The 23,235-nt window shown below is 48.5% G+C and carries 16 protein-coding genes; 9 read left to right on the top strand and 7 right to left on the bottom strand.

Annotated elements, in window-relative coordinates; all coding sequences use genetic code 11:
- The first annotated feature begins 198 nt into the window (after positions 1-198).
- Complete coding sequence (locus AS034_RS15470) at positions 199-3,264, top strand: FIMAH domain-containing protein (protein WP_141687740.1); 3,066 nt, start codon at positions 199-201, stop codon at positions 3,262-3,264.
- Between the two features lie 212 nt (positions 3,265-3,476).
- On the opposite strand, the gene glaH is transcribed toward AS034_RS15470, so the two are convergent.
- The 6 genes from glaH to AS034_RS15440 all read right to left on the bottom strand — a co-directional run bounded on the left by glaH (position 3,477) and on the right by AS034_RS15440 (position 9,195).
- Positions 3,477-4,412 (bottom strand): glutarate dioxygenase GlaH, encoded by a 936-nt coding sequence (gene glaH / locus AS034_RS15465; protein WP_058299214.1) that lies wholly within the window; start codon positions 4,410-4,412, stop codon positions 3,477-3,479.
- A gap of 286 nt (positions 4,413-4,698) precedes the next feature.
- Complete coding sequence (locus AS034_RS15460; protein ID WP_058299213.1) at positions 4,699-5,046, bottom strand: DUF3870 domain-containing protein; 348 nt, start codon at positions 5,044-5,046, stop codon at positions 4,699-4,701.
- Between the two features lie 32 nt (positions 5,047-5,078).
- Positions 5,079-6,293 carry an L-2-hydroxyglutarate oxidase gene (gene lhgO, locus AS034_RS15455; protein ID WP_058299212.1) on the bottom strand — a complete coding sequence of 405 codons (1,215 nt, stop codon included), beginning with the start codon at positions 6,291-6,293 and terminating at the stop codon, positions 5,079-5,081.
- 33 nt (positions 6,294-6,326) lie between these two features.
- Positions 6,327-6,650, bottom strand: coding sequence for a DUF4387 domain-containing protein (locus AS034_RS15450; RefSeq protein WP_058299211.1), 324 nt, complete (start codon positions 6,648-6,650; stop codon positions 6,327-6,329).
- 83 nt (positions 6,651-6,733) lie between these two features.
- A complete protein-coding gene (locus tag AS034_RS15445; RefSeq protein WP_058299210.1) occupies positions 6,734-8,113 on the bottom strand; it encodes an acyclic terpene utilization AtuA family protein in 1,380 nt (459 codons plus the stop codon).
- A 335-nt stretch (positions 8,114-8,448) separates the two neighbouring features.
- Positions 8,449-9,195, bottom strand: a complete 747-nt coding sequence (locus tag AS034_RS15440; RefSeq protein WP_058299209.1) for a GntR family transcriptional regulator — start codon at positions 9,193-9,195, stop codon at positions 8,449-8,451.
- Positions 9,196-9,426: 231 nt separating this feature from the next.
- On the opposite strand from AS034_RS15440, the gene AS034_RS15435 reads away from it, so the two are divergent.
- Genes AS034_RS15435 through AS034_RS15425 form a run of 3 tightly spaced genes read left to right on the top strand, consistent with a single transcriptional unit; the run spans position 9,427 to position 11,880 of the window.
- On the top strand, positions 9,427-10,797 hold the full coding sequence (locus AS034_RS15435) for a TRAP transporter large permease subunit (RefSeq protein WP_058299208.1): 1,371 nt from the start codon (positions 9,427-9,429) through the stop codon (positions 10,795-10,797).
- 16 nt (positions 10,798-10,813) lie between these two features.
- A complete protein-coding gene (locus tag AS034_RS15430; protein WP_058299207.1) occupies positions 10,814-11,128 on the top strand; it encodes a hypothetical protein in 315 nt (104 codons plus the stop codon).
- Positions 11,128-11,880, top strand: a complete 753-nt coding sequence (locus AS034_RS15425; RefSeq protein ID WP_058299206.1) for a gamma-glutamyl-gamma-aminobutyrate hydrolase family protein — start codon at positions 11,128-11,130, stop codon at positions 11,878-11,880. Before AS034_RS15430 ends, AS034_RS15425 begins: the two co-directional genes overlap by 1 nt.
- Positions 11,881-12,005: 125 nt before the next feature.
- Here the strand turns inward: AS034_RS15425 and AS034_RS15420 are convergent, their stop codons facing one another.
- Positions 12,006-12,485 carry a hypothetical protein gene (locus tag AS034_RS15420; RefSeq protein ID WP_058299205.1) on the bottom strand — a complete coding sequence of 160 codons (480 nt, stop codon included), beginning with the start codon at positions 12,483-12,485 and terminating at the stop codon, positions 12,006-12,008.
- A gap of 375 nt (positions 12,486-12,860) precedes the next feature.
- Between AS034_RS15420 and AS034_RS15415 the strand changes: the two genes are divergently transcribed.
- The 5 genes from AS034_RS15415 (at position 12,861) to AS034_RS15395 (ending at position 23,176) form a co-directional block, all read left to right on the top strand.
- Positions 12,861-18,479: a pullulanase gene (locus AS034_RS15415; protein ID WP_058299204.1), complete on the top strand. Its 5,619-nt coding sequence runs from the start codon at positions 12,861-12,863 to the stop codon at positions 18,477-18,479.
- A gap of 304 nt (positions 18,480-18,783) precedes the next feature.
- A complete protein-coding gene (locus tag AS034_RS15410) occupies positions 18,784-19,770 on the top strand; it encodes an ABC transporter ATP-binding protein (RefSeq protein WP_058299513.1) in 987 nt (328 codons plus the stop codon).
- Complete coding sequence (locus AS034_RS15405) at positions 19,771-20,769, top strand: ABC transporter ATP-binding protein (RefSeq protein ID WP_058299203.1); 999 nt, start codon at positions 19,771-19,773, stop codon at positions 20,767-20,769.
- 15 nt (positions 20,770-20,784) lie between these two features.
- Positions 20,785-21,618 carry an IclR family transcriptional regulator gene (locus AS034_RS15400; RefSeq protein WP_058299202.1) on the top strand — a complete coding sequence of 278 codons (834 nt, stop codon included), beginning with the start codon at positions 20,785-20,787 and terminating at the stop codon, positions 21,616-21,618.
- Positions 21,619-21,628: 10 nt separating this feature from the next.
- A complete protein-coding gene (locus tag AS034_RS15395) occupies positions 21,629-23,176 on the top strand; it encodes an ABC transporter substrate-binding protein (RefSeq protein WP_058299512.1) in 1,548 nt (515 codons plus the stop codon).
- The last annotated feature ends 59 nt before the right edge of the window (positions 23,177-23,235 follow it).

Genomic DNA, 23,235 nt, shown 5'->3' with positions numbered 1-23,235 from the left:
TCATCGTCCCACCCGGGTGGGACGATGAACCTGTCCCTTTGTGGGTACTATGACCCCTTTCGTGTCTCTTAAGAGAGTAGAAATGACCGTTCAGAGGATTACGGAAGAAGGGGAAAGAAGTCATTAAATGTAAACAATTTTCGAGGAAGGAGGGCCGTTTCTGTCATAATCATACGAAATGTGGAAGGGAGAAAAAGAATGAGTAAAAAAGTAATGCGTACGGTTTCGATAATGCTTTCTTTATTATTGTTGATTTCACTGGTTCCGGCACTCCAGCCGGTTGTGTCTGCAGAGGCAGGATGGAAGGAGCTTCAGGTAGAGAATAGCGGGTTTGAAGCGGTCCCCGGGTCTGATAAGGATATTCCATCCTGGGTGATCTGGAGCGGAGGTAATAAGACGGGCATGAATGTTTCTGAAGAAAAGGCGTTTGAGGGGGAGAGGAGCCTCAGGGTTGATAACTCGGGTTCTTTCGGTCTTTTCAGTCAGCTGATTGATGTGACCGAAGGGAATTCCTATAAAATGACGGCTCAGCTGTTTGTGGACGAGCTGGTAACCGGGAACCCGGGGATCTGGCTGCGCTGGTATGATGCTGAAGGAAAGAACTTCGGGAATACTCCGAAATATTTTGAAGGACTGAAAGAGGGAGAGTGGCAGGAAGTTTCAATTGAAGCGGATGCTCCTGCGGGTGCAGCCGGAGTGAAGGTCTTCCTCTATCAGACCACAAGCACTGTGACAAAAGGGTACTATGATAACATTCAATTCTTTGAGAAATCGAATGAACAGCTGGAACTGCCATTTGAATACGGAGACCCCATCAATCTGGGTCCGTCTGCATTGGCGGCCAAAACCCAGGGAGCGGCGATAGGCGACGGTGAAGTTTACTATGCCACAAACGGGTCCCCGGCCACTTTTTATGCCAATGATGCAGAAACCGGAGAAAAGATTTTCTCCCATGAACTGCCGGGCAGTGATGTCGTCTGGGGGATGACCATCGGATCGGACGGGAATGTGTATTTTGCCGGTACATACAACGGCATCCTGTACAGATACGTGGTGGATGAAAAGAAGCTGGAGGAAGTCGGGAAGAGTCCTTCCGATAACTGGATTTGGCAGCTGGATGCAACAGCGGACGGGAAGATTTACGGGGCAACCTATCCGAATGCCAAAGTGTTCGAATATGACATTGAGGCTGACACCCTCACGGATCTCGGGCGCTTCCATGAAGAACAGAACTATGCAAGGGGACTGGGTGTAACGGATGAAAATTTATATGTAGGGATCGGGACGACGGCCTACTTGATGAAAATGAACCGTGAAACCGGGGAACGTGAGGAAATCGACCTTCCGATCACGGGTACGAGTACTTCGGTTTCAAATGTGTGGGAATACGGAGACCGGCTGTTTGTCGCATATGGAACAAGTATGCTGGTCCTCGATGTGGAGACAGGAGAAGTGGTCCATGAAATGAATTGGCAGGATGAAGCTGCCTATGATGGATTGATTTCACCTCCTTCCCCGTATGATGAAAGTCTGATTTATTTCAAGGACAAGCGGACAAGCGAGCTGTGGACCTATGATATGGATACGGATGAAACACAGCCGGTGGAACCGAGGGTCACGCTGCCAGCTTCCCCGGTGAAAGCATTTGAATGGACAGAGAATAAAGAAGGAAAGCAGGTCCTGTCTGTCCTTCACCATCAGATTGAATACTCCACCTATGATCCGGAGACGAATGAAGTGAATGTCATTTATCCTGATGTTGAACTTCAGGGGTTATCCATTCAGAGTCTGGAAATCGGCCCGGATGAAAACGTGTATATGGGTGGATATCAAGGGTCGTTCGGGGTATTTGATACGTCCACTGAATCCTATTTGCTTCGTGAGCGCAACCCTCATCAGATCGAGGGCATCGGTTTTATGAATGGTAACGTTTATATGGGGATATACGGTGGAGCACAAATCTACAAATACAACCCCGAGCTGCCTTTTAAATATGAAGACGGCAAAAGCGGGGATAATCCTGAGATGGTTCATGATATCGGGGATGACCAAAGCAGACCGTTCACTTTTGCATCGGGTGACGACAAGCTATTTACCGGCACGATCGCCGATTATGGCAAACTCGGAGGGGCACTCACCATATTTGATGAAAAAACAGGTGAATGGAATACCATCAGGAACATCATTGAAAATCAGAGCATTATCGGCCTCGCCTATAAGGACGGAACGTTATACGGGGGATCCACCACGGCAGGCGGACTGGGCATAGACCCGACCGAAGAAAGGGCAAGGATGTTTGAATATGATGCCACTTCAGGGGACTATGAGTTATTTGACCTGGAAGTGGAAGGAATCAAGACTCCAGAAATGATTGGGGAACTTTCATTTGGCCCGGACGGGAATCTGTGGGGCGCAGCCTATGGGGTGAATGCTGAAGGGAAAGCGAACAGCGTCATCTTCGCAATGGATCCTGACTCGAAAGAAGTCATCAAGCAGAAAGAATTTTATACAGGTGTGCACCGCGGCAGTCAATGGCGTCCGTTCTTCATGAGATGGGATGAAGAGGGCATGCTTTATACCACCGCCGCACGAAAATTGACGGTCATCGATCCTGACACGATGATGAGCAAACAGCTGATCGGGGATACAGTCAATTTGATGGACATCGATAAGGAAGGGAATATCTATTACGCAGATGGGGCGGACTTGATGAAGCTGCCTGTTCCTGTGGGAAGTGCGGAACTGTCTGTGGAGGACAGCACCCTTATGCAGGGCGAGACTTCGGATCTTGATCTGAAGGTCACATTGGCAAACGGTCAGGAAGCGGATCTTGCCGGTGCGAAGGTCGAATGGGAGAACAGTAATCCTGAAGCGGTCGAGCTCGGTGAGGGAGAAGTGACTGCATTGAATGCAGGAACAGCCGAAATAAAGGCGACGGTTACGTACAATGGTCAAACCGTAACCACCGACGCGCTGATCATCACCGTTGATGTCAGCACCGCGACACTGGCGGAACAAATTGAGGGCATGAAAGAAAACGGTGATCTTGACCATGCCACTGCAAAACAGCTCCTTAACAGGCTGAAGCAGGCACAGCATCACTACGACAAGGGAAGAACAGAGCAGGCCCTCAAGCACTTGGCAGACTTCTCCAAGCATCTGCACAGAAGCAATGCCGAAGAGGTTATCAAGGATTTGCTCGAACAAAATGTCCAATCCATCAGAGATGGGTGGGACGCGGGGACAGGTACGTTGTCCCAATAGTTTGCATGATTCATAAAAAGCCTGGAGACGTTGGAGTCTCCAGGCTTTCTTAAGTTGAGGGACAGAGGGACAACGTACCTGTCGGATTCAGAAATACTTCTATAACATAAAGCCTGGAGAAGTTGGCCATTCTCCAGGCTTATAAAGTGGTGGGGAGGGGAAAGGACTTTCACCGTTTAGTGGGACACTGTCCCTGTCCCCCTGTCCCCAAATTATTTGGAAAACTGCCCCCTCTGCCTCAACAGCTCCCGGTTCAATTCCGGATTCTTCTCAAACGCTGCACGGCCATGGAGCCAGAAGAGGTTGTTCAGGACGACAAGGTCGCCGACTGGGAGTTTCAGTTCGATCAAACTCGGATCGTTTTCCATAGAGTGAGAGAGTTCTTTCAGATATTTCGCTTCATCGATTTTTTCCGGATACACGAACTGATCGATGAAGCAGATGCAAGGCTTGTTGTTGTCGAGGAAGAACGTGGCTCTCTGGACTTCCTGGCTGACATTTTTACTCGCCGGTGCTTTGTACGTGAACTTATGGGAAGCGAGCGGGTGATTCGAGAATCTGTCGAGCTCCTTCCAGTCGTCGAGGTGCAGCAAACGGGATTCCCCTCCGGAGGCATTCTCCTCTTTCATCTTCATCATCAGCAGCCAGTCGGTCGGTTCATCGACGAACGTCCCGTCGGTGTGCAGGGTGAAGAGTCTGTATGGCTGGCGCAGGTAAGAATCGCTATTGTCGATGTGATTGACGGTGAAGCGGGCGTAGTATTTTCCGGACATCGCATCGAAATTCGGGCTTCCGACCAGGTGGGTGATGGCGGTTGAGAACTTCACGTAATCATCGGGATCTTCCGTCTGTCCCTGTAAACCGATCGTGTAGCCGCCGGTTTCACGGTCGTGAAGAATATCCGATAGGACCTGCTGCAGGGAGTTGTTTGTCAGGGTGTTCAAGTGGTCGGCCGCAATATGACGCATGTAAGGGATGTATTCGAGCTGCTGTACGGAAATCTCCCTTGTCAGTGACAGGAATTCGCTGATCACGGCAGGGGCAAGGTCGACTTGGAACATCCGGCTGCTCTGCGGATGGAAGTTCACTTCGTACGTATCTGTCTTTCTGATAAACTTCGATTCTTTTTTGGATTTTAGCATACTCATTGTTATTCCTCCTGAATTTTTATAGATTTGATAGGGAACACAAAAAGCCAGTTATATTACAGGGATATCTCCCGTAATATAACTGGCTCGTATTTACCTGTATGCTCTACGGAAATAGAGTCGCGGTAAATGGACAGTTTATAGTTAGTTATTGATTGGATCTTACCTTAATTAAGGAATGAGCTGATCGTACTCACGGTTTTGAAAGGGCTGAAGTTTTCAAAAGGTGGATACTGATTTACTCGATGATCTAATCATACTGGTAAAAGAGAGATAAGTCAATTATTTATTTAAAAATTCTGACATTATGAGAATCGTCCTCTTTTAAACTTTGAAATTGCAGCTGCAGATCCTTCACGGCCGCCGTCAGCGCGTTGATGGCTTTGCCTTTGTACTGTGCCTGCAGGAGGGAAGTTGCTTCTTCTACCCCGTCCGCCAAACTGATTCCCCTCAGTAAGCGGCCGATAAAGTCGCTCCCATGTTCCGTTGCGAGCGTACAGGAAGCTTCCAAAATGACGCCGTACTTTCGTTCGATCTCTGCTGTGATCGTCAGGGTGTCGTAGACATTCTTTGCCGCCATGCCCTGGGGCAGGCGGGCGTGCCCGGCGATAAACACGATATTGGATGGAACCATGGTCCAAAACCCCTTTCCCGAATTGATTAACTCTATGAAATGATGGCCTCCGTCAAATGTTCCTGAGCCGCGATCCTCCTGACCACTTCCTTGCCGATTTCAATCGAAGCGGTGGCTGCGGGGGAGGGGGCGTTGCAGACATGAATGCTTTTCTTCCCGATGACAATATGGAAATCATCGACCAGGTTCCCGTCTGCTTTCAGCGCCTGGGCACGCACTCCGGCCGGTGCTGGGACGAGGTCATCCTCCTTGATTTCCGGGATAAGTTCCTGAAGGCTTGCGACGAACCGGGCCTTGCTGAAGGAGCGGGCCATTTCGTCGATGCCTTCTTTCATATAGCGGCCGGCAAGCTTCCAGAACCCGCTGTAGCCCATCACTTCGGCGAAATCCTTCATGGAAAAATCGGTCTTGTGGTAGCCTTCACGTTTGAAGCTCAAGACGGCGTTCGGCCCTGCATCGACTTCGCCGTCGATCATCCTTGTAAAATGAACGCCGAGAAACGGGAAATCGGGATTGGGCACGGGATAGATCAGGTTTTTTACGAGATGTCTTTTTTCCGGCTTCAATTTGTAGTATTCTCCGCGGAACGGAACGATTTTCATATCGGTCTCATAGCCTGATGCCTTTGCGACCCGGTCACTGTGAAGGCCTGCGCAGTTGATGACGAGGTGGGTCCTGAAGTCTCCTTTATCCGTTTCGACCACTACCTCATCGTTATGTTCCGTCACCTTCTGGACCTTCGTACCGAGCATGATTTCCCCGCCATGACGTTTCATGATTTCAGCGAACTTCTCGCTAACCTGCTTATAGTTCACGATTCCGGCAGCAGGGACCTTGATGGCTCCGAGTCCCTTGACGTGGGGTTCGATTTCCTTCAGTTCATCTTCACCGATCAAGGTCGTGTCCAGGCTGTTCTCGATGCTGCGTTTATAGAGATTATTCAGTAAAGGAAGCTCCTCTTTTTTGGTCGCGACAATCACTTTTCCACATATATCATGCTCAATTTTATGCTCTTGACAAAAATCTTTCATTGATTTGCTGCCTTCCCGTGCAAAGCGGGCTTTGTAGCTCCCTGGTTTATAATAGATTCCGGAATGAATCACGCCGCTGTTATGGCCGGTCTGGTGAAGGGCCAGCTCATCCTCTTTTTCAATAAGGAGGACCTTTGCGCCTTCGTATTGTTCAAAAAGAGCCATTCCAACCGACAGTCCGACAATCCCTCCTCCGACGATGATAAAGTCATACATAGAGTCTGCTCCCTCCCAATGTGATTTTGCCAATCAAGCCGTCGGGACTTCCACCGTCAAGAGGGGAGGGTATTGCTGCGAACCGAAAATATCCCCGTCTCCCGGGTCTCCGCTCGGGCGGTCACGCTTTATTGTGAATTTAATGGCATTCGCGGGATCGTAATGCACGAAGTCGGTGATCTTTTCTTCAGGAATCTTATAGAGTTCCGATACCGATTGTTTCGAGAGCACGCCGCTGTTCCTGACAAGCTCATACTTTTCTTTTTCTTTAAAAATGATATCGAATGTGATTTTATCGGTTCCTGCGTTTTTGGAACGGATGGTTTTCGCCAATTCGTGTAATGGTTTGGTGGTCATGTTTATTTCTCCTTTTTGAATGGATTATGATATTCCCCCTCGGCAGTCTTGCGGTCTCAGGGGGAGTGTCCTCAATAACAGCTTCAGGCTTTCACCAATGATCCGACTTCTTCCACATGCACATCAAAAAGTTCCATTGGATCCTTCACCGGGATGACGTGATTCATCGTCCAGCTGTAGGAAGCACGGGCATAGATGACATCATCGATCAGGAAGGATGCCGTCCCGGCCGTCCCTTTCACTTCAGGGAGACGGGCATAGAAGATTTGACGCGTCGCGAACAGGGTCAGGGCTTCTGCCGTTTCCATCGAATCGGCGATCCCTTCCACGACGATGCCGAGTTCATGGGATTTGATCTCCTTCACCGGCTCCAGGGCTCCCATTACGCCGTCCTTCCCGAACGTCCTGAAGTTCAGGTGGTAATCAACGCCTTCAAATTCCTTGGCAGTCTGCTCTTTTGCGAGAGAAAGGACCTGGTCGATATGCTGGATCGTATATGGATCGCGCACTCCGGCAATGCCGATGAATTTCTCCCCGACTTTCCCTGCGCCTTCCAGCTTCACCTTCACATCCCCGTCTACAGGGACGTATTTGCTGCCGGTGATGCGGCACGTTTTTTCATCGAACTGTTCATAATGGCAATTGGTCATATCCAGCATGCCGCCTGCGAAATACTCATAGAACGGATTGGCCCGTTCGTACATCGCGTGGCCGGAAACCGAAGCGATCGTACAGCTTTGATCGGGGTGCATCGCCGTAACCTTGACGTCATCATGGGTGATTGTCCCGATGATGCTTTCCTTTGCACCGTACGGCTCTGCACAGAAGGAAGCACACTCAAGTACTTTTCCAATATAGTAGGCATTCGCTTCCGGGAACCCTTCACGGATCGCGGGTGCCGCAAAGATGGCACAGTCGCTCGAGCGTCCTCCGATGATGACATCCGCCCCCATATCAAGCGCTTTCACGAAAGGGTGAATGCCGGCGACCGCCACGACACGCTCCGTCTTATCGAGGTCTTCTTTTGAAAGGGAATCCCTGCCGTCCAGTCCTTCGATGGTGACTTCATTGGCTAGCGCATCATTTAGGTATCCTTTATCTACTTCAGAGTAAAAAAAAGCAAGTTTGAATGGAGGGAGGTCATGTTCCTTTGCGAGGTCCTTGATGATTTGGACGTACATATCCACCCGGCTGTTGGCCCCGGTATCGCCTGAAGATCCGACGATCATCGGGACGCCCTGCTCGCGGGATGCGAGAAGCATCAGCTCCAGGTCATGCTTCTGCCATTTATACATGGATACGGACCGGTCTCCGCCAAGTGCAGAGGCACCGATATCATCACTTCCCGAATCGCAGCAGTAGTAATCGGGTTTGGTGGCAGCGGCGATGCGGAAGCTTTCTTCCTTTGTAGGGGCGAAACCAAGGTGACCGTTTGGACAAAGAATGCGTAACTGTTTTTTCATAGTAATGAATCCTCCTTGTGTTTTGTTATAACATGTTATAACCAGCGACTACAGTGTAACGCCGTTTAAATTGTTTGTCAATTCAGAAAATGAAAAATATATTATTTGAGGATGAAGTTTGGGAGAGGGCAGCTAGTATAGATTGAGGCCGGTGTTCCTGGTACAAACGGTTCTCGGTGTACCAGGTGCAAATCGTTCTCAATGTACCAGGTCCAATCTGCTATCCATGTACCAGGTGCCAAATGTTAAAAATGTACCAGGTACAAACCACCTTCAATGTACCTGTTACAACTCAAAAGAAAGGGGAAACAAAAAAATACCCGGTACCATGCAGTTTACATGTGCCGGGTTATGAAGAATTTATATTGATCACCTTTATAGTAGGTTTCCTTGTATTCAAGCGGGGTTTTATCCTGATAGACGATCGATGTGACCCGGAACAGAGGGAAGCCTTCTTTTATATCAAGGATATTGGTGATGGGGGCGTAGGCTGCCTGCGCTTCGAAGGTTTGTTCTACATGGGTGGGATGCAGATCCATCTCTTCGTCCATTTGATATAAGTCGAGTGTGGAGAAGGGTTTCTCCATCTTAAGCGCCTCTTGTGCAGCTTTTTTCATTTTTTCCCCGACATGATGGGGGAAATAACTATTATAATAGACAACAGGACTGTTATCTCCGTACCCGATCAGCTCGAGCCTTGTGACTTTCTCCATCACATTGATATCGAGCATCCTTGATAATTGAAAGTCACTTCCGATTATCCCGGTGCCGACTAATTTCGTCGAAGCGATCAACCCCTGCTGCTGGAGGGTGGATTGGAAGTTGTTGAACGAACTGAGCTCCTGCTGCATTTTTGGGTGGGCCACAAATGTGCCGACTCCATGGATCCGTTTAACGAGGCCTTCCCTTTCAGCGAGATTGATGGCCTGTCGGACAGTGATGCGGCTAACATTGTATTGTTCAACGAGCTCCCTCTCCGACGGGATTTGCTGGTCCGGTTTGAGTTCCCCGTTTTTTATTTTTAGATGGATTTCATTTTTTAATTGTTCATAAAGAGGCGCCGATTGTTTGCGATCAAGCATAAGATCACCTTCCATATCTTGTTATTACTTATTATAACCACTATGGATTCATTATGAAAGTAATTAATTTCAATGGATAATTCTTATAGTAATTTAGGTTGGTTTTTCAGATTTCCAGTATATTTTTTTATAAAAGTGTTTGATTATTCAAAAAACTCTGCTATAATCTTCATTAAATGTTATAACCACTAAGGTAATGGTTATGACAATGACGCAAAGGGGGAACTATATGTGTTTGGAATACCTGCAGCCATCTTTTATTTACTTGCACTGATTGCATTTGTAGCCGTCTTATTTGTTTTGTTTAAACGTCCGATGTACGAGGTGATGACGCTTGCTTTTGTTTTCATAGTGGTTATTTCCGGGGCATACGAACTTGCCTGGCAGTCGCTTCTGTTTCCGTCGACAAGCTCACTTTTCTATGCGATCTTTGCTTTTATGGTAGTCGCCATCATTTTTGATTCTACAAAAGTGGTGAACAGCATCATCAAGCTCATGCTTTCGATCGTCGGAAGATTCAGGGGCGGGGCGGGATATGTCGCTTTGCTTGGAAGTACGTTCATGGCATCGTTATCCGGGACTGGCCCGGGGAATGTAGCGACGACCGGGGTATTTACAATCCCGATGATGAAAAAATCTAACTATCCAAAGGCGCTTGCTGCGACCACGGAAATGTCGGCAAGTATGCTGGGGAATATCATTCCCCCATCAGGTATCGTCATCCTGACATTCGGTATCTTGAACGATGTCTATCCAGACAGCATATCGCTGAGCAGCTGGATGGTTGTTGCCTACGGAATCGGATTTTGGTTCTTCGTCCAGCGCTGGCTCACTTTATGGGCGCTCTGTAAGTATTACAAGGTGGAACCTGTTCCTAGGGAGGAGCTGCCTACCTTCAAGAGAAGCTTATCACTCGGCTGGCCGGCCCTTATTTTACCTGCATTGATCTTCCTGCCGCTTCTCGCGGATTCACAGTTCAAGGACTTTATCATCGGCCGTATCGGTGAAGAAGGGGCTGGAGCGTATTCTTCTTCTGTCCTGATGTTCACTCCGGGACTGGCCGGGGCTTATGCACTGGCGATCGGGCGCAAAGCGCTGCCTTCAAAACGGATCAACTTCCCGAATCTTTTCAATATGTTTAAGTCTTCGCTGCCGAAAGTCGTGCCGATCGGTGTGACCATTTATATGGCATACGCGATTTCGCAGGTGTTTGTAGGCCTAGAGATGGAACAGGCTGTGAGAGAATGGTTTGTTTCGTTCGGGCTCAGCACAACGGCTCTTATTATCATTCTGCCGCTGTTTTTCATGATTCTGGGCATGGTCTTGCCTGGTTCAGCACAGGTAGCCATCCTTGGTGGAGCGATGATCGCAGTCTTCGGTACTCTCGGAGGGAATCCGGTGCTGCTGGCTGCTATGCTGCCGGCAATGACGGGCGCGCTCGAAGGAATGACGCCGCCGCTTGCATTGGGACTGTTTGTCGCGATGGGGATAGCGGGCTCCACTTTTAAAGACACGGCCAAGCTTGCCGTAGTGTGGGTCTTGCTGCATGTACTGGTGAGTATCATTCTTCTGGCTGGAATCATACCGATCATCGGATTATAAAAGGAGGAGACATGTTATGTTGGCGAATTTAATGGAGAAAACATATACTTGGCTTGCGTTCATCACGATGTTACTGGGACTGGTTGTTGGATTGTTGTTCGGTGTCACGATGGTGATCGGAGGGGAAATGGGAGCCTCTCTTGCCGTATTCGCAGGCAAATTGATGACATGGGGCATCAGGCTGGCCGCAATCGCTGCTCTGGCAGGAATCGTCCAGATTTATCTAAGCAAGAACCATACTCTGACGATCAAGGGTGAAGTACACTATATGGAGACGGAACCCGAGACGTCACGGGAAAACCTGAATATGATTGAAAAGAAGGCTCTATAATGACAGCGTTTACACCGGATATGGTCGGTGTCACCGTCCATGCAGATGAAGGAAGCCGTGATGATATTTACCCTGGTCATCCGTTACTATACGTCGAGAGGGATACCATCGAGCTGGTCAGGAGCGTGGGGCTCGAGCCATACCTGATCCCCATCTACCGGGATTGTTCACTTCCGCCGCTCGACCATTTAAAGGGACTCTTGTTCACCGGAGGGGGATATCTCCCGCTTAATAGAAGAAACTCGCAGCTCGCCGGTTTGAAATCGTCCGGGCCCGGCCGGTATAAAGCAGATAAGCGTTTGGTTGAATACGGACTGAAAAGGGGGCTGCCGATGGTTGGTTTCTGCAGGGGCGCCCAGATGATCAATGAAGTGCTCGGGGGCAGACTGGCAAGCATACCCGACAGCGGCATCGAGCATCACCAGGAACGTAAGTTGATACCACCCGATCAGCCTGTACATGATATCGTTGTCAGGGAAGAAAGCAGGTTTTATTCCATCATGGGTCAGTCAGACCTTCCCGTCAATTCCTTCCACCGCCAGCATATGGTCGAGCTGGGAACCAGCTTGGAAGCGGTAGCTTTGTCCAAGGAAGACAGGCTGGTGGAAGGTTACGAATCCACCACCCATCCATTCCTGTTCGGATTTCAATTTCACCCGGAGAAGCTGTGGGGGAGCCAGCCGGTGTGGATGAAGTTTTTTGAGGAATTTGCCTCGGCTGCGCATAGTTTTAAGCCGGTTCATACCGTATAATGGAGGCCCGTCCCTCGTTGCTTTAAAGCAACGAGGGACGGGCTTTTAATTTGACAGTGGGACAGGGGGACAGGTACACTGTCCCGCTCCATAAAAGGGACACCGTTCCTGTCCCCTGGTCCCAACTACTCCGTCAATTCCACATTATGCTCATCGGCGAGTTTTTCCAGTTGATTGGTGTATTTTCTGATCCCGGCTCTTCCGTCGGCTAGCATTTCGTTCGCATCGGCAACCATCTCGTAATCTTGCTGCTCTAATGCGGCAAGGATTTTAATGAAGGCATTATTTTGCATATTAACGGCATCGATGTAGAGTTCGTGTATTTCCTGGACTTCTGAAGTGGCAGGCTTCACTTCTTCAAGCTGGTCGAGAAAATCCTTGTATGCGGGCATGACCACGTCTTTGATATGAACGTAGGTTGTGTAGTCATCCTCATAATTATCGCCTGTGACACTTTCGTATTCGGCCAACGCTTCTTCTTCAAGTACGGTAAGGTCTTTCAGGTCTTCGTTGATGTAGTTCAGTAAATCATCTTGCACTGGGTCACTGCAGCCTGATAACAATAGCAGCATCATCATTCCCAGAATCATCACTTTACTTCTCATTCATCATCCTCCTTATAATGGTTTACTTGATTAAATAGGGAACGTTTACCATTGAAATGTATGATGAGAGGAGCCTGGGTCATTACTCTTGATTAACTCGTGCTTATGTTTGGCGACTGCATTTTCAAAAAAGGTGTCACATGAAGGGGGGAACCATTCGCTTACTTCTGATGAGTCTTTAGTCATATTGTCCCCCTTGTAAAAATCATGTAAAATTTAAAAATACAGACAATTGCAAGCGTTTGCATTTAAAGCGGAAAAGTGAGGGTCTACTGCATTGGGAGAAAGTTTAGAACAATGACCAGCTCTTTTACATATTTGTGCAAACGTTTCCACAACCAGAACAATGAATAACAAAGGGGAGGAAAAATAACCATGAAGAAAGGAACAAAGCGGCGATTCTCGTTACTCATGACAGTATTGATGATGTTGAGCCTGTGGCTGCCATACGTACCTGCACAGACAGCGGCGGCCTCAACCGGCGGGGAAGCGGTGGACACGGCAGCGGGCACTGACCGCACCGTGCGCTTCACGTACATCCGCGACGACAAGCAGTATGATGGCTGGAACATCTGGGCCTGGAACACCGGAGTTCGGGATGACCAACTAAATTTTGATTCATATGAAAACGGGGTTGCGACAGCGAATATCGCAGTTGGACCCGATACTGAGCAGTTTGGATTTGTACTGCGCAGTACAGAAGACTGGGATACTGCCCAAAAAGAATTCGGTGACCGCTTTATCAAGGTCAATAAAAACGACTCGCTTACGAAGGCTTACATAACAAGCGGTGTCGAAGAGATAAGGATCGTTCCCGATGGATCGGCACCTGTGATTGATCAGGGCGACGCGACTTTTTACTATCGTGACAAAGCGTTGTTCGCTGACGATGCCATGGACACGATTGAAAAAGTAGAATTGAAGTTTAATGGCGAAACGAAGGAAATGACGTATGAACCGGATAATGAGAGATTCACGGTTTCGTATGAGGATATCCCGAATGGAAAGACTCCATACTCTTTCCTTGTAACAAAAGATGGGGAAACAACTGAGGTCAGCGATCCGTACAATACGGTTGACGGCACGTCCTATCTTGATTTTCAAAAGGGCGATTTGACGGTAACCGGGACTGTAGAACCTGGAGCGATTGATTATAACGAAAATGCGGTTCTGAACGTGGATATTGAAGGATTGACAGAAGAGCTGTCAGTTTCTAAAATCACGGCAGATCTTTCAGAGCTCGGCGGATCGAAAAACCTTACAGTCGATCCCTCATTAAAAGAAGTGACGATAGCGGTCGATGACAACGTGACGGCCGGCACGAAGACAATTCCTTTGAAAGTGGTCGACAGCTATGGCAATCCATATGAAGGAACTGCCGAAGTTGAAGTGAAGACAAGGCAGGCTGTCGGCGAGAATGACTTCGACTGGGATGAGTCCATCATCTATTTCATGCTGACGGACCGATTCTTCAACGGCGACAAAACGAATGATGATCCATCTGGCTTGAACTATGACAAGTCGAAGCGCGGTTCCTATCAGGGCGGCGACTTTGAAGGGATCACGGACAAGCTTGACTACTTGGATGAGCTTGGCGTGAACACCGTCTGGATCAGTCCGATTGTTGACAACGTGAACTATGATGTCCGCGAAGGAGAAGGCGGCGAGCCATACTTTGCCTATCACGGTTATTGGGCCGACAATTTCAGCGAGCTGAACCCTCATTTCGGTTCGATGGAAGAGTTCCATACGCTGATTGACGAAGCCCATGAACGCGGAATCAAGATCATGGTGGATGTGGTGTTGAACCACACGGGTTACGGGCTTAAAGAAATCGACGGGGACCTTCCTGAAGAGCAACGTCCAGCCGGCTATCCAACCGACGAAGACCGCGCACGCTTCAGTGATATCGTTCGTCAGGGTTCAGATGTCGGCAGTGACGAAGTGGTCGGTGAACTGGCAGGACTGCCGGACATCATGACAGAAGACCCTGAAGTCCGCCAGCAGATCATCGACTGGCAGACAGATTGGATCGACAAAGCGACAACCGAGAAAGGTAACACGATCGATTATTTCCGTGTGGATACCGTAAAGCATGTCGACAAACCGACGTGGATGGCGTTCAAGAATGCGATCACGGAGAAAATGCCCGAGCACAAGATGATCGGGGAAGCATGGGGGGCGAGTACTGATAATGATCAGGGCCTCTTAGAGTCCGGGATGATGGATTCCCTGCTTGATTTCGGGTTCAAGGACATTGCTAAAGAATTTGTGAACGGAAACGTAAAAGCGGCGGATGACAAATTGGCTGCCCGCAACGGGAAAATCGATAACACCGCAACTCTCGGCCAGTTCCTCGGAAGCCATGATGAAGATGGATTCCTCTACTCACTTGACGGGGATGAAGGCAAGCTGAAACTGGCTGCTTCCCTGCAGGCGACATCGAAAGGACAGCCGGTCATCTATTACGGTGAGGAGCTCGGCCAAAGCGGCGCGAACAACTACCCGCAATATGATAACCGTTATGACCTTGCATGGGATAAGGTTGAAAACAACGATATCCTTGAACACTATAAAAAGATTCTCAACTTCCGCGGCGAATACTCGAAAGTTTTTGCCAAAGGGGAAAGAAGCTTTATCGGCGGAACGGACAGCGACAAGTTCCTGATGTTCTCGCGGACGTATGGGGATGATTCGGTGTATGTGGGACTGAATGTCGGGGACGAAGCGAAAGAGGTCACGGTTTCTGTCGACTCTCCCGATGCGGTCATCACCGACCATTATTCCGGGAAAGAATATCCTGTATCCGGGGCTGAAGAAGTGACCGTGACGCTTCCGGCAAAAGCAGATGGAGGTACCGCACTGCTTACAGTTGATGGCGGTACGATCACAGGCGTAGAAGCAGGTTCAGCTGATGAAGGCGAACCTGAAGTAGAGCCGGTCCCCGAGAACAACATCCGCATCCACTACAAGCGTGACGACGGCAACTATGAAAACTATGGTGCGTGGCTGTGGAATGACGTAAGAGACCCTTCAGCCAACTGGCCGACAGGCGCAACCATGTTCGAAAAGACCGACAGCTACGGTGCCTATATCGATGTACCGCTTGCTGAAGGCGCGAAGAACATCGGCTTCCTGGTCATGGATGTGACTAAGGGGGACAGTGGTAAAGACGGCGGCGACAAAGGATTTACCATTACTTCTGAAGACATGAATGAGATCTGGATCAAACAGGGGTCGGATAAAGTCTACACCTATGAGCCTGTTGATTTACCGGAAAACACGGTCCGCATTCACTACGTGCGTGACGATTCAAATTACGAAAATTTCGGGATATGGAACTGGGGAGACGTTGCAGCTCCTTCAGCAAACTGGCCGACTGACGCAGCTGATCTAACCGGCAGGGACCAGTATGGAGCATATGTGGATATCCCATTAAACGAAAATGCAAAACAAATCGGCTTCATCGTCATGGATGAATCCAAAGGGGATTCAGGCAAGGACGGCGGGGATAAATCGTTCAATCTGCTGGACAAATACAACCGTCTCTGGGTCAGACAGGGCGACGATACGGTTTATGTTTCCCCTCATTGGGAAGTGGCGTCGGGGATCACATCTGCAGAGGTAATTTCAGAAGATATGATCCGTCTCGGCTTCACGATGACAGAGGGATTGGCCGAGGAAGATTTGATTAAAAATCTCTCCATCAAAGACAGTGCTGGAGCTGAGGTGGCCGTGGAAAACGCTGAAATAACCGGCGATAAAACAGTCGAAGTGAAAGCTTCCTTCAGCCTTGATAAACTTCCGTTGTCCATCACCTACTCAGGCAGGACCGTTTCAGCCTCAACCGGCTGGAGGCTGCTTGATGAAATGTACGGATATGACGGCGATGACCTCGGTGCAACCTATAAAGAAGGAGATGCCACGCTGAAATTGTGGGCACCGAAAGCAAGCAAAGTAACGGCCAATTTTTATGATAAAAAAGAAGCTTCATCCAAGATTGGCAGTGTCGACCTGACGAAAGGCGAAAAAGGCGTCTGGTCAGCCGACGTCAAAGCCAAAGATCTGAAAGTAAAAGACTTGAAAGGGTATTACTATCAATATGAAGTCACAAATGACGGTGTAACGAAAAAAGTGCTGGACCCTTACGCGAAGTCAATGGCCGCTTTCACGGTGAACACAAAAGGTGAAGCAGGTCCTGATGGCGATACGGTCGGAAAAGCGGCGATCGTTGATTTGAATGGAACAAATCCGAAAGGCTTCTCGCAAGCCGACATCGACGGTTATGAAAAACGCGAGGACGCCGTGATTTATGAAGTCCACGTCCGCGACTTCACATCCGATCCGTCGATCGAAGGGGACCTTGACGCAAGATGGGGATCCTACAAAGCGTTCATCGATAAGCTCGATTACATCAAATCACTCGGTGTCACACACGTCCAGCTGCTTCCGGTCATGGCCTGGTACTACGGTGACGAAACGAAGATGGGTAAAAGGGAGCTAGAGTATTCAGCCGGCGGCAACGAATACAACTGGGGCTACGATCCGCACAGTTATTTTTCACCGGACGGGGCTTACTCAGAAAACCCGAAAGATCCTGAACTGCGGGTGAAAGAGCTCAAACAGCTGATTGATGCCATCCATGAAGCGGGAATGGGCGTCGTGCTGGATGTCGTGTACACGCATATGGCGCAGACAAGCACGCTGAACGACATTGTTCCAAATTACTACGCGTTCCAGGATGATAAAGGAAACTTCCTCGGAGGCTTCGGTAACAACCTGGCTACAAACCACAAGATGGCTGAGAAGCTGATGGTGGATTCGGTAAAATACTGGTTTGAAGAATATAAGATCGATGGCATGCGCTTCGATATGATGGGTGACGCGACGTACCCTGCTGTTCAGAATGCTTATGACGCGGCTGCATCCGTCAACCCTGACGCACTCTTTATCGGGGAAGGCTGGAGAACGTTTGCCGGCCATCTTTCTGACCCTGACCTCAAAGGAATGGGCGCCGATCAGGATTGGATGGACAAAACCGATGACGTCGGTGTCTTCTCCGATGAAATCAGGAACGAATTGAAATCCGGATTCGGTTCGGAAGGCGAACCGCGCTTCATCACAGGCGGCGCACGCGATATCAACACGATTTTCAATAACATCAAAGGCCAGCCGGGCAACACGGCCGATGACGATCCAGGCGACATGGTCCAATACATCGCGGCGCATGACAACCTGCCGCTGTATGATGTCATCGCGCAGTCGATCAAGAAAGATCCGGCCATCCCGGAGAACAACCTGGAAATTCACAAACGGGTCCGTCTCGGGAACTCCATGATCCTGACGTCACAGGGAACGGCTTTCCTTCATGCCGGTCAGGAATACGGCCGCACGAAGCAGTGGTTCGGTGAAGGCGTGCCTGAACAGAAGTATCATGAGTTAAAAGATGGGGACGGCAATCCGTTCGGATACTTTATCCATGATTCCTATGATTCTTCGGATGCGATCAATAAGTTTGATTGGGAGAAGGCGACGAACAAGAAGGAATTCGCCGTGAACTCAACGACGAGGAAGTATACTGAAGGCTTGATCAAACTTAGAAGATCGACAAATGCCTTCCGCCTCGGCGAAAAAGAACTCGTTGATCAGAACGTCACATTAATGAACATCCCGGAGATCAAGGACCAGGATTTGATGCTTGCTTACAAAAATGTTTCCACGGATAACACGGGTACCTACTATGTATTTGTCAACGCCGACGACAAAAAACGTACACTGTCCATCGGAGACTACGACCTCAGAGGTGCGAAAGTGCTGGTCGATGACGACGAAGCAGGCGTCAAGCCGGTTGAAGACAGATCAGGGTTGAAATTGAAGAAAGATACCTTGACGATTGATTCCCTTACGACAGTGGTCATTAAAGTGGAACAGAAGGGAAAGGCGAAAGGAAAATCAAAAGATAAAACTGGAAAGAAAAAAGGTCACAATAAATAATTTTCACAAGCCCGTCCTCGTCATATTCCAATGATGAGGGCGGGCTTTTATGTGGGCCAAGGGACTAGACCCCGTGGCTCTTTTCAGACGCCTCAGCCCATCAATCCGCCCAAACAGCAGGAAGCATCAAGTGACCCAAGGGACCTGTCCCCTATACCCGCCATCGACCAAGGGACCCGACCCCCACACCCATTTCTGGAAAAATACCTTGATTATTGTCAGAATTTTGTATAATATGAAAATAATCAAAAAATGAAATTGCGTTTCACATATTGAAACGAAGGAGCTTGATAGTGTGAAGGAAGTGTTGAAGGTTGAAGATTTGGAGGTAGGGATTCCGACCGAGGATGGGTTTGCGAATATCGTGAACGGAGTTTCTTTCTCTTTAGAGAAAGGGAAGACTCTCGGAATCGTGGGTGAGTCAGGTTGTGGAAAAAGCATGACTTCTCTTTCGCTGATGGGGCTTTTGCCGCCTGCTGTTTCTTACCGCAGCGGGAGCATCTCGCTTAAAGAAAAAGACCTGACAAAGCTGCCTAAGAATGACTGGCGGAAGCTCAGGGGGAAAGACATTGCGATGATCTTTCAGGAGCCGATGACTTCACTTAATCCGGTTTATACAATCGGAAGCCAGATCGTCGAATTGATTCTGAATCACGAGAAGATGTCAAAGAAAGAAGCGTATAAGAGAGCGCTCAAGATGCTTCAGCTTGTCGGTATCCCGCGGGCGGAAGAGGTGCTTCATGAATATCCGCACCAATTATCCGGGGGGATGAGGCAGAGGGTTATGATTGCGATGGCTCTTTCTTGTGATCCGGAAGTCCTTGTGGCAGATGAGCCGACGACGGCGTTGGATGTGACAATCCAGGCGCAGATCCTTGAATTGATGAAATCACTTCAAAAGGAATTGGATATGTCGATCATCCTTATCACCCACGATCTGGGAGTCGTGGCAGAGACATGCGACAGAGTAGTCGTCATGTACGCGGGTGAAGTCGTAGAGGAATCCGGGGTAGAGGAGTTGTTTGAAAATCCCAAGCATCCCTACACGAAAGGGCTGCTGGCCTCACTTCCTGATATTGATGAAGAGAAGGAGTACTTATCATCGATTCCAGGCACGGTCCCTTCACCGACAGAGATGCCGAAGGGGTGCAGGTTTGCTGCAAGGTGCGAGTTCGCACATGAACGATGTTCGGAAAGTCCGCCAACTATTCCCGTTAATGAACAATCATCGGCAAAATGCTGGCTGTACGCAGAGAAGGAAAGTGAGTCATTCGTGAAAGGAGGGGTTTAATTGGACCGTGAAGCACTTCTTGAAGTGAAGAATCTAAAAAAATATTTCCCTATTAAGGGCGGTATTTTTGGAAAAAAGACTATTAAACAAGTAAAAGCCGTGGACGATGTGTCTTTTGAAGTTTTCAAAGGGGAGACACTCGGAATCGTAGGTGAATCGGGATGCGGTAAGAGTACGACGGGAAGAGCACTTCTCAGGCTCCTCGAACCTACGGCCGGGGACATCTATTTTCAGGGGAAGAACATTGCCCACCTAAAGAAGAATGAGATGAGGATGCTCAGAAAAGATATGCAGATCGTTTTTCAAGATCCATTCGCTTCCCTGAATCCCAGGATGAAAGTAGGGGAAATCATCGAGGAACCGCTGATTAATTTCAGTATCGGCGATAAGCAGGTAAGAAAAAAGAGGGTGCTTGAAATCATGGAGCAAGTGGGGCTCACGCCATCCCAAATTGACCGTTACCCGCATGAGTTCAGCGGCGGACAGAGACAGAGGATCGGGATCGCAAGGGCACTGGCGACAAACCCAAAGCTTATCATCGCAGACGAACCGGTTTCAGCACTTGATGTTTCCATCCAATCGCAGGTTCTGAATCTACTAAAAGATTTGCAGAAAGAGTTAGATCTTACATACATCTTTATTTCTCACGATTTAAGTGTGGTCAAGCACTTCTGCGATCGAATCGGCGTGATGTATCTGGGTAAGATGGTCGAGATAGCGGATAAAAGTGAACTCTATCATCGTCCGATGCATCCATATGCCCAGGCATTACTGTCGGCGGTACCTTCGCCGAACCCGAAAAAGAAGAAGGAACGCATCGTACTGCAGGGGGATGTGCCAAGTCCTTCTGATCCGCCGAGTGGATGCACGTTCCATCCCAGATGCTTTGAGTGCATGGATATTTGCTCAGAGGTGACGCCGGTGCTCGAGGAAAAAGAACCGGGAAGGCTTGTGTCGTGTCACCTCTACAGTGACGAAAACAAGAAAATTATTGTGTAAAGTGTGGAGACGTGAATGAGTAAAACGTTAGGGAAAGCGCTCCAATTGTTGACTCTCTTTAATGAAGAGAAGCCGTATTGGCGACTTGATGAACTTTCTAAGTTTGCAGACATGCCAAAGCCGACCGTTTTCCGATTACTGAAGACGTTCGAGGAAAATGGCTTTGTCCAGCGTGTCAACTTCCATCATGGCGGTGTCTTTATTGAAGGGGAGCGTTATGAATTGGGGACAAGGCTGCTGGAGTTGGGACAGATTGTCGCAAGTAAGTATGAAATCAGGAATATCGCACTTCCCTATATGAGGGATCTGCAAAAGCAGTTAAATGAAAGTGTCCAGCTCGTGATCCGGGAAAATAATGAGGGTGTCTATATCGAGAAAGTGGAGAGCGACAAACCGGTGCGACTCTATACAAAAATCGGAAGAAAGGCTCCGTTATATGCAGGGGCATGCCCGAGGATCCTGTTATCTTTCTTGGATAATCAAGTAATAGAGAACATCTTAGCACAGCCGTTGGAGTCTTACGGACAAAAGACGATGCTGTCCAGGGAAGAGATCTGGAAGGTCATCCATCAAACACGAGAAAGAGGCTACACGTACAGCAACTCTGAACTGGAGGATGGCACGGCGGCATTCGGGACGCCGATTTTTGACAGGTTCGGTGAGATTGCCGGGTCCCTGAGTGTGGCGGGATTTGCCTCGCAGCTTAGGGAAGAGGACGCCATGACCTATGTCATCCCGATGTGGGAAGTGTCTGAGAAAATCTCCAAACAGCTTGGGTTTACGAAGCCATATGTATATTTAGAACAAATTAAAAGGGGTGGAGAAAGTGAGAAAAAAGAACAGCTTTAAATTTTTGGCCATGTTATTAATCGGAATGTTATTGATGGCTGCCTGCAGCGGCGGCTCTGAAGATGCAAGTTCAGAAAAATCAAAAGGGAACGGTGAAAACCCGGCAAAAGACAGAGGGAATGAACTGGTGATCGGTGTCTCCGGCGATCCGCAAAACTGGGACCCGATCGATACCTTTCTATTAGATTGGAGTACGATTGCAACATCCGTTTTTGAAGGGCTTGTAGACCGTAATCTGGATCTGGAGTTAGAACCTGGTCTTGCAACAGAGTGGGAATATCTTGATGATAAGACTTTACAATTCAAACTTCGTGAAGGCGTAACATTCCATAACGGAGAAGAGTTCAATGCAGAAGCGGTTAAATTCACATTCGATCGTTTATTGGGAGAAGAAGGGGCCAAGGGGCCTCAGCAGGCTAACTATACATCAATTGATCATGTGGAAATTGTCGACGATTATACGGTTAACTTTATTTTGAAAGAAAAAGATCCTGTGCTGCTTACGAAACTTGCAGGATACGGAGCGGTTATCGTACCTCCTAAATATATCGAGGAAAAAGGGGATGAACACTTCAACACGAACCCTGTCGGTACAGGTCCTTTCAAAATGACTGAGTACAAGCGTGACAGCAAGACGGTTCTTGAGAAGAATGAGAACTATTGGAAAGAAGAAGGAGCGAAGCTTGATAAAGTCACGTTCCGTATCATTCCGGAAGCTTCTACAAGACTGGCAGAATTACAGACTGGTGAAATTGATATCATGAAGCGTGTAGAAGTAAGCCAAGTGAAGAACATCGAAGACAGCTCTTTCCTGGAGCTTCAGGAAGTGGGAACACCGACTGCCTTTTCTCTTCGCTTTGATGTAGCAAAAAAGCCGCTTGATGATGTGAAAGTCAGACAGGCAATCAACTATGCGGTAGACAAGCAGGCGATCATTGATGAAATCCTGAGCGGGTACGGAAAACCGATCAGCACGTTCCAGAGTGAGCTTTCATTTGGGAACAACCCGGATCTTAAGCCATATCCATTTGATCAGGAAAAAGCGAAAGAATTATTAGCAGAAGCGGGTGTGGAAGAAGGTACTGAACTCGACATCTACATTCCTGGTAATGACGGTAACTTCAAAGAAATTGCACAAGCTGTTGCATTTTATTTCGAACAAGTCGGATTGAAGGCCAACATTCAAACAGTTGACAGCAATACGCTTACTTCAGATTTAATGCCGAACGGCAATGCCGGGCATATGTATCGTCAAGGATGGGGCGGATGGACGCTTGACTTCGATAACACGGCCTACTTGATGTACCATGAAGGCGAGTTCTGGAACCCTAGCTTCAAGGATAAAAAAGTGGAAGAGCTTCTTGCGGCTGAGCGTTCTACGACAGACCAAGAGAAGCGTGAAGAAATCTTTATGCAATTGACTGAACGTCTGCATGAATTGGCACCTGAATTGAATCTATATTCAGCAGTCGATCTATATGCAGTGAATAAACGCGTGAAGAATTTCCAGGCACCTCATGAAGACCGTATGCGACTTGAGAATGTAAGTGTGGAATAGAGAGTGAAAGAAAAGGATAGTGTGGGAGCCATACTATCCTTTTCCTTTCTAGAATACAA

The sequence above is a fragment of the [Bacillus] enclensis genome, from assembly GCF_001456935.1.
Lineage (GTDB): Bacteria > Bacillota > Bacilli > Bacillales > Bacillaceae_B > Rossellomorea > Rossellomorea enclensis.
Note: the sequence above shows the minus strand (reverse complement) of the source record. Positions and strands in the feature narration are given on the sequence as shown.

Coding starts and splice junctions, on each gene's coding strand:
- AS034_RS15470 (WP_141687740.1), top strand. CDS start 199: ATGAGTAAAAAAGTAATGCGTACGGTTTCGATAATGCTTTCTTTATTA.
- glaH (WP_058299214.1), bottom strand. CDS start 4,412: ATGAGTATGCTAAAATCCAAAAAAGAATCGAAGTTTATCAGAAAGACA.
- AS034_RS15460 (WP_058299213.1), bottom strand. CDS start 5,046: ATGGTTCCATCCAATATCGTGTTTATCGCCGGGCACGCCCGCCTGCCC.
- lhgO (WP_058299212.1), bottom strand. CDS start 6,293: ATGTATGACTTTATCATCGTCGGAGGAGGGATTGTCGGACTGTCGGTT.
- AS034_RS15450 (WP_058299211.1), bottom strand. CDS start 6,650: ATGACCACCAAACCATTACACGAATTGGCGAAAACCATCCGTTCCAAA.
- AS034_RS15445 (WP_058299210.1), bottom strand. CDS start 8,113: ATGAAAAAACAGTTACGCATTCTTTGTCCAAACGGTCACCTTGGTTTC.
- AS034_RS15440 (WP_058299209.1), bottom strand. CDS start 9,195: ATGCTTGATCGCAAACAATCGGCGCCTCTTTATGAACAATTAAAAAAT.
- AS034_RS15430 (WP_058299207.1), top strand. CDS start 10,814: ATGTTGGCGAATTTAATGGAGAAAACATATACTTGGCTTGCGTTCATC.
- AS034_RS15425 (WP_058299206.1), top strand. CDS start 11,128: ATGACAGCGTTTACACCGGATATGGTCGGTGTCACCGTCCATGCAGAT.
- AS034_RS15420 (WP_058299205.1), bottom strand. CDS start 12,485: ATGAGAAGTAAAGTGATGATTCTGGGAATGATGATGCTGCTATTGTTA.
- AS034_RS15415 (WP_058299204.1), top strand. CDS start 12,861: ATGAAGAAAGGAACAAAGCGGCGATTCTCGTTACTCATGACAGTATTG.
- AS034_RS15400 (WP_058299202.1), top strand. CDS start 20,785: ATGAGTAAAACGTTAGGGAAAGCGCTCCAATTGTTGACTCTCTTTAAT.
- AS034_RS15395 (WP_058299512.1), top strand. CDS start 21,629: ATGTTATTAATCGGAATGTTATTGATGGCTGCCTGCAGCGGCGGCTCT.